This window comes from Streptomyces glaucescens (assembly GCF_002154375.1).
Taxonomy (GTDB): domain Bacteria; phylum Actinomycetota; class Actinomycetes; order Streptomycetales; family Streptomycetaceae; genus Streptomyces; species Streptomyces glaucescens.
This window is the reverse complement of record NZ_MUND01000353.1, coordinates 1-6,912: the sequence shown is the minus strand read 5'-3', so window position 1 is coordinate 6,912 and position 6,912 is coordinate 1. Positions and strand designations below refer to the sequence as shown.

The 6,912-nt window shown below is 73.0% G+C and carries 6 protein-coding genes; 3 read left to right on the top strand and 3 right to left on the bottom strand.

What is annotated here, in order from left to right; translation table 11 throughout:
• Together CCN42_RS22880 and CCN42_RS22875 are read right to left on the bottom strand one after the other, a co-directional pair.
• Positions 1 to 599: 4'-phosphopantetheinyl transferase family protein (locus CCN42_RS22880; protein WP_086738370.1), on the bottom strand; the 599-nt coding region annotated here is incomplete at its 3' end.
• Between the two features lie 5 nt (positions 600 to 604).
• Positions 605 to 1,456, bottom strand: coding sequence for a metallophosphoesterase family protein (locus tag CCN42_RS22875; protein WP_086738367.1), 852 nt, complete (start codon positions 1,454 to 1,456; stop codon positions 605 to 607).
• A 296-nt stretch (positions 1,457 to 1,752) separates the two neighbouring features.
• Between CCN42_RS22875 and CCN42_RS22870 the strand changes: the two genes are divergently transcribed.
• Positions 1,753 to 2,835 carry an ATP-grasp domain-containing protein gene (locus CCN42_RS22870; RefSeq protein ID WP_086738364.1) on the top strand — a complete coding sequence of 361 codons (1,083 nt, stop codon included), beginning with the start codon at positions 1,753 to 1,755 and terminating at the stop codon, positions 2,833 to 2,835.
• A gap of 76 nt (positions 2,836 to 2,911) precedes the next feature.
• Here CCN42_RS22870 and CCN42_RS22865 read toward each other — a convergent pair whose 3' ends face one another.
• Complete coding sequence (locus tag CCN42_RS22865; protein WP_086738362.1) at positions 2,912 to 4,252, bottom strand: 6-phospho-beta-glucosidase; 1,341 nt, start codon at positions 4,250 to 4,252, stop codon at positions 2,912 to 2,914.
• 143 nt (positions 4,253 to 4,395) lie between these two features.
• Here CCN42_RS22865 and CCN42_RS22860 point away from each other — a divergent pair, with 143 nt between their 5' ends.
• A complete protein-coding gene (locus CCN42_RS22860) occupies positions 4,396 to 5,247 on the top strand; it encodes a hypothetical protein (RefSeq protein WP_086738360.1) in 852 nt (283 codons plus the stop codon).
• A gap of 221 nt (positions 5,248 to 5,468) precedes the next feature.
• Positions 5,469 to 6,866, top strand: coding sequence for a glycoside hydrolase family 16 protein (locus CCN42_RS22855; protein ID WP_086738358.1), 1,398 nt, complete (start codon positions 5,469 to 5,471; stop codon positions 6,864 to 6,866).
• Positions 6,867 to 6,912 lie beyond the last annotated feature (46 nt).

The window sequence follows — 6,912 nt, the reverse complement described above, 5'->3', positions numbered from 1 at the left end:
CGCCGATCCCGGCGGCCGGGCACGAGGAGTTCGGCGCGGAACCGCCCGCGCGCCCGGCCGCCGGGATCGGCGCTGATGTCGATGTCCGCCTCGGAGAACTCCAGCCACTGCCCGGTGAGCGGGAACCAGGCCTTGTAGACGGACTCCTTCGCGCTGAACAGCAGCCGGTCGCCGTGCACTTCGGGCCGCTCGGCGGCCAGCCGGCGCAGCCGCTCCCGCTCGGCGGGCAGGGCGACGGCCTCCAGCACACCGTCCGGGAGCGGGGCGTGCGGTTCGGCGTCTATGCCGAGGGAGGCCAGATCGGTGGCGCGGACCAGCGCGGCGGCGCAGTAGCCGTCGCAGTGGGTCATGCTGCCGAGCAGCCCGTCCGGCCACTGCGGCGCGCCCCGTTCGCCGGGCAGGATCGGCTGCGGAGGCACTCCCAGCTTCTCCATGGCGCGGCGGGCGCAGGCGCGCACGGTGGCGTACTCGCGGCGCCGCTTGGCCACGGCCAGCGCCACGAACCGTTCCTCGCCCGGGAACAGCGGCGCCTCCACGATCTCGTCGCTTCCGTGGGCCTCGACGGCGATCACCGCGTCGGGCAGCAGGTCCTCGATCACCGGGCTCAGGCCTCCCTGGGGAGTACGCGGCGCGGCCGGCCCGGCGGGTGCGGGCGCTTGCGCCATTCACGGGGGTATCCCACCGACACCTCCTCGAAGCGGACGCCCTCGTGCACGGTGGTCCGCGGGATGTGCAGATGGCCGTAGACCATGGCCTCGACCCGGAAGCGGCGGTGCCAGTCGGCGGTCAGCCGGGTGCCGCACCACATGGCGAACTCCGGGTACCACAGTACCTCGGTCGGATGCCGGTCCAGCGGCCAGTGGTTGACCAGGACGGTGGGCAGGTCCTCGGGGAGCGCGGCGAGCCGCGCCTCGGTCTCGGCGACTCGGGCCCGGCACCAGTCCTCGCGGGTCGGGTAGGGGTCGGGGTGGAGCAGGTACTCGTCGGTGCACACGATCCCGGTCTCGTGCGCGTACGCCAGCCCTTCCTCCTTGGTGGCGCAGCCCTCGGGGAGGAAGGAGTAGTCGTAGAGGAGGAACAGCGGGGCGATGGCGACCGGGCCGCCGGGGCCCTCCCACACGGGGTACGGGTCCTCCGGCGTGAGGACGTCCAGGCGCCGGCACATCTCGACCAGGTGCTCGTAGCGGGCGACGCCGCGCAGGGTGACCGGGTCCGAGGGGTGGGTCCACAGTTCGTGGTTGCCGGGGACCCAGACGACCTTGCGGAAGCGCCCCGCGAGGGTCTTCAGCGCCCACTCGATGGAGGACACGGACTCCGCGACGTCACCGGCCACGAGGAGCCAGTCGTCGTCGGTCCCGGGGCGCAGCTCCTCGACCAGCGCGCGGTTCTCCTCGTAGGCGATGTGCAGGTCACTGATGGCCAGCAGCCGCCCGGCACCACCGGCCGTCGACGTCACCTGTCGCCCTCCCTTCACGTCCCGCCACGCGAACGGCACCACGAGAACACACGTGCGCGGCGTCGGGCAAGGGTGACCGGTCGTCGGCGTGCCGGGCGTGCCGGAACCGCACGCCTTACCGGCGGTAGGAGCCGTAACACACACGTTGCACGCGGGGTCCCGGTAAGCCGTATGATCTGCCCAACACCACCGCCACGAACCCCTTCGCTCAGGGGCGGTTCGGTGTCCCTCCCTTCATCCCCCTGGCCGGGCCGGCCCCGCTCCGCCGTGCCCGCGAACCGTGAAAGGCGGCCTGAATGGTCTCTCGCGTACGCGTCTGGCTCAACCGCACGTACGCGGAGAACGTGTTCTTCATGGATCAGCTGCGCCGAAATCCCTGCGATCGGGCCGTGGAGATCCATGCGACCCACGGGGACCCGGACTCGCCCGTGCTGGCCGCCGCCGACACCGCGGAGCTGGAGCCCGAGGGGCTGTCGCCCGCGGCGTACGTGGAGTACGCCCTCGACGTGTGCGCCCGGCGCGGGATCGACGTGTTCGTGCCGCGGCTGCACCAGGCGGCGATCGTGGCGCACCGCGCGGAGTTCGAGGCGCTGGGCACGGTGCTGCTGGCGCCGCCGCCGCAGGCGGTGGCCGTCTTCCAGGACAAGGTGATCGCGTACGAGGCCGTGCAGGCGATCGGGGTGCCGGTGCCGCCGTGGTGGCGGGTCCGTGACGCCGACGAACTCGTCGCGGCCGTCGAGGCGTTGGAGGCGGCCGGGCACAGGGCGTGCTTCAAGCCGGTGTCCGGTGCGGGCGGGGTGGGCTTCCGGGTCGTCACGCGCGCCCCCTTCTCACTCCTCCACCTCGAAGGGTTCCCGTCCCCGTACGTCCCGCTCGACCAGGTGGTGGAGGCGATGCGGCGGGCGGAGGAGCCGGTCGACTGGCTGGTGATGCCGCGGCTGGAGCAGCCGGAGGTGTCGGTGGACTGCCTCACGGGGCCGGACAACCGGGTGCGGCTGGCCGTGGGCCGCACCAAGAACGGGCGGCGGCGCGGGTTCACGCTGCACGAGCAGTGGCTGGAGCCGGCGCGGCGGATCGCGGAGGGGTTCGGGCTGCACCATCTGTCCAACATCCAGTTCCGGATGTTCGGCGAGCGGCCGGTGCTGATGGATGTGAACACGCGGCCGGCCGGCGGGCTGCACCAGCTGTCGCTGTGCGGGATCAACGCGCCGTGGGCCGCGGTGCGGATGGCCCTCGGGGACGACCCGGGCGAGATCACGCCGCCGTTCCTGGGGCAGGACTACACGGTGGTGGCGGGGCCGCGGCCGGTGCGGCAGGTGTCGGTGCCCCAGCAGCGGGTCGACTCCGTCGGGCTGGCGGCCGAGGTGGTCTCGCTGTAGGTCCCGCGCCGGGTGCGGGGTCGTGCGGCTGGCCGCGCAGTTCCCCGTGCCCGTTCGCGGGGTGGCTCGGTGCCGCTCAGCCGAGGTAGGCGAGACCCGGGTGGACGGCTCGGTAGCCGTCCACGAGTCTGCGGGCCACCGTCACCGAGTCGACGAGCGGGTGCAGGGCGAACGCCTTCACCGCCGTCGTGCGGGAGCCGGACTCGGCGGCCGACAGCACCTCCCGCTCGACCGCCTTCACCGAGCAGACCAGACCGGTGGCGTGGCCGGGCAGCGGGTCCACGGCGACCGGGTGGGCGCCGTTGGCGTCGACCAGGCACGGCACCTCGATCACCGCGTCGGCGTCGAGGACCGTGAGGGCGCCGCGGTTGCGGACGTTGAGGATGAGGGTGGTGCGCTCGTCGCGGGCGATGGCCCGCATCAGGGCGAGGGCGACCTTCTCGTAGCCGCCGGACAGATCCTCGGCCTCGCGCTCGCCGGCGCCCGCGCTCTCCCGGTTCTCCGCCATGTAGGTGGCCTCGCGTTCGGCGCGGGTGCGGTCCCAGGCGGCCAGGGCGGACACCGCCGGATCGCCCGCCTCGGCGTAGAAGCGGGCCTGCTGGTCGCGCAGGAAGGCGCCGCGGGTGCGCTCGGCCTCCTGGTAGGCGCGGACGGTCTCGCGGTTGAAGTAGTAGTAGTGCAGGTATTCATTGGGGATCGCGCCGAGCGACCGGAGCCAGTCGGCGCCGAACAGCCTGCCCTCCTCGAAGGAGCCGAGCAGGGCGGGGTCGGCCAGCAGGCGCGGGAGTTCGTCGCGGCCCGCGATCCGCAGGCCGCGCACCCAGCCGAGGTGGTTGAGGCCGACGTAGTCGATCCACGCCTCGGCCGGGTCGGTCGCGCCGAGGACGCGGGCGATCCGGCGGCCGAGGCCGACCGGCGAGTCGCAGATGCCGATGACGCGGTCGCCGAGGCGGCGGGACATGGCCTCGGTGACCAGTCCCGCCGGGTTGGTGAAGTTGATGACCCAGGCGTCGGGGGCCAGGCGGGCGATGCGGGCGGCGATGCCGACCGCGACCGGGACCGTCCGCAGACCGTAGGCGATGCCGCCCGCGCCGACCGTCTCCTGGCCGAGCACCCCTTCCGCCAGGGCCACGCGTTCGTCGTCCGCGCGTCCCTCCAGGCCGCCGACGCGGATCGCGGAGAAGACGAAGTCTGCGCCGCGCAGCGCCTCGTCGAGGTCGGTGGTGGCGACGACCTCGGGGGCGTCCGGGACACCGGCGGCCTGTTCGTCCAGCACACGGGAGACCGCATGCAGCCGACCGGCGTCGGGATCCTGGAGGACGACCCGGGTCACCCGCCCCGCTCCGCGGTCCCCGAGCAGGGCCCTGTACACCAGCGGCACCCGGAATCCGCCGCCGCCCAGAATCGTCAGCTGCACGCCGCTCCCGCCTCTCCACCGCGATCACCTGCCGGCACGTGAAGCACAGTACTCGCCGCGGCTTGCTCCCTCCCGGGACGGTGACCCCGCGCCTCGCACGTGGTTCCATGCGAACGCCATCTCCCACGTGTGACAGGAGTCTGATGAAGCGTCAACTTCTCACCGTCGCCGCCCTGACCGGTGCCCTCGCCCTGGCCGCGAGCACCGCCTCGGCCACGGGCGCGCCGCTCTGGACGGAGACCGGAACGGCGTACACCGACACCCTGGGCGGCGGGCAGGGCCTCGCCAGCCAGGCGGACGGTTCCCTGCTGTACCGGGGGCTCGCCGACATCCCGCTGAGCCTGCGGATCAAGGGCTGGAACCACGTCGGCGACCCGGACATCGCGCGCGGCCATGTCGTCGACGCCTACCAGGGCGCGGACACGGCCACGTCGAAGATGTTCGCGGTGACCACCCCGGCCGGGAGGCGCTACGAGTACGTGCACCCGCTGAGCCAGGGCGAGAAGGTGAACAACTCCTTCGCCGCCGTCTCACCCGACGCGCGCTGGCTGGTCGCCGGGGAGTGGGGCGAGCAGCACCGGCTCCAGGTCTTCCCCGCCCCGCTGCTGAACCCGAGCACCCCCGCGACGGGCGGCACCCTCGTGGAGGCCGGGCAGATCACGCTGGACCGGCCGGTGCGCGACATCCAGGGCTGCGACTTCGTGACGGACACCCGTCTGGTGTGCGCCTCCAACGACGCGTCGGGCACGCACTTCCCCGAGCCGCGCCCGCTGCTCCAGGTGGACCTGCCGCACGCGCTGGACGGCAGAGCCGTGACCGGCACGGTGACGAGTCTGTTCGCGCTGCCGCAGCGCAGCGCGTGCACCGGCGGCGGCTACGAGACGGAGGGCGTCGACTACGACCCGGGCACCGGCATCCTCCGCGCCCAGATGATCCAGCCGGGGGTGTGCGCGGTGGCGACGACCGTGTACGCGTACCGGGAGACCGCCGGCTGATCCGTGCGCTCCCCTCAGGGGTTCGCTCCCTGCTTCGTCACCTCCTCCGTTTCCCCTTCAGGGAGTGAACTCCTGTGCACGGGTGGGACTTTCTCGGTTTCACCTCTTGACGTCGGCCGTGGCGGCGAGCACATTGGGCGCACCCTGAGAGCGCTCTCAATCTGCCATGGGGCGTTCTCTGCGGCACCCGCGCATCCACCCGTACCGAGAGGCACCCCCACATGAGCGCACCCTCCGGCACTTCGCACAGACGGGGCCCGCTGCGGCGGGTCCTGGTCGCCGCCGTCGGCGTCCTGGGCCTGGCGGCGGCCGCGACGACGGTCACCGCCCCGTCCGCGACCGCCGCGGCCCCGCCGCCCCCGTCCGGCTGGACGCAGGTCTTCGTCGACGACTTCAACGGTGCCGCGGGCACCGGCGTGAACACCACGAACTGGCGCTACGCGACCGGCACCGGCTACCCCGGCGGCCCCGCCAACTGGGGCACCGGCGAGATCGAGACCATGACGTCGAGCACCGACAACGTCTCCCTCGACGGCAACGGCAACCTCCGCATCACCCCGCGCCGCGACGCGTCCGGCCGCTGGACCTCCGGCCGGATCGAGACCAACCGCGCCGACTTCCAGCCCCCGGCGGGCGGCACGCTCCGCGTCGAGGCCCGCATCCAGGTGCCGAACGTCACCGGCGCCGCCGCCAAGGGCTACTGGCCCGCGTTCTGGATGCTGGGCGCGCCCTACCGGGGCAACTACTGGAACTGGCCCGCCGTCGGCGAGCTGGACATCATGGAGAACACCCAGGGCCTGAACACGGTGTGGGCCACCATGCACTGCGGCACCTCGCCGGGCGGCCCGTGCAACGAGACCAGCGGCATCGGCGGTTCCACCGCGTGCCCCGGGACCACCTGCCAGGCCGGGTTCCACACCTACCGCCTGGAGTGGGACCGCTCGACGAGCGTGGAGGAGATCCGCTTCTACGTCGACAACACCCACTTCCACACCGTCCGCGAGAACCAGGTGGACGCGACGACCTGGACCAACGCCACGGACCACGGCTTCTTCCTCATCCTCAACGTGGCGATGGGCGGCGGCTTCCCGGACGCCTTCGGCGGCGGGCCGGACGCCGGGACGGTCCCGGGTCACTCCATGGTGGTCGACTACGTCCAGGTGCTGTCGGCCGGCGGGAGCGGTACCACTCCCCCGCCGACCGGCAACCGCGACGCGTACAGCGCCGTCCAGGCCGAGTCGTTCGACGGCCAGTCCGGCGTGTTCACCGAGTCCACGTCCGACACGGGCGGCGGGCAGAACATCGGCGCCCTCGCCAACGGCGACTGGGCTCTCTACCGGGGCGTCGACTTCGGGTCCACGCCCGCCCGCCAGTTCGTCGCCCGCGTGGCGAGCGGGGCCGGCACCGGGGTGAGCGGTCTGGTCGAGGTGCGGCTGGACAGCCGGAGCAACCCGCCCATCGGCAGCTTCGCACTCGGCAACACGGGCGGCTGGCAGTCGTGGCGTACGGTCCCGGCGAACATCTCCTCGGTCACTGGCACGCACGACGTGTATCTGACGTTCACCAGCGGACAGCCCGCGGACTTCGTGAACGTGAACTGGTTCCACTTCGGCCGCTGACGGCGGCCCGCCTCCCCCGGGAAGGGGCTCCACGCGCGCGTGGAGC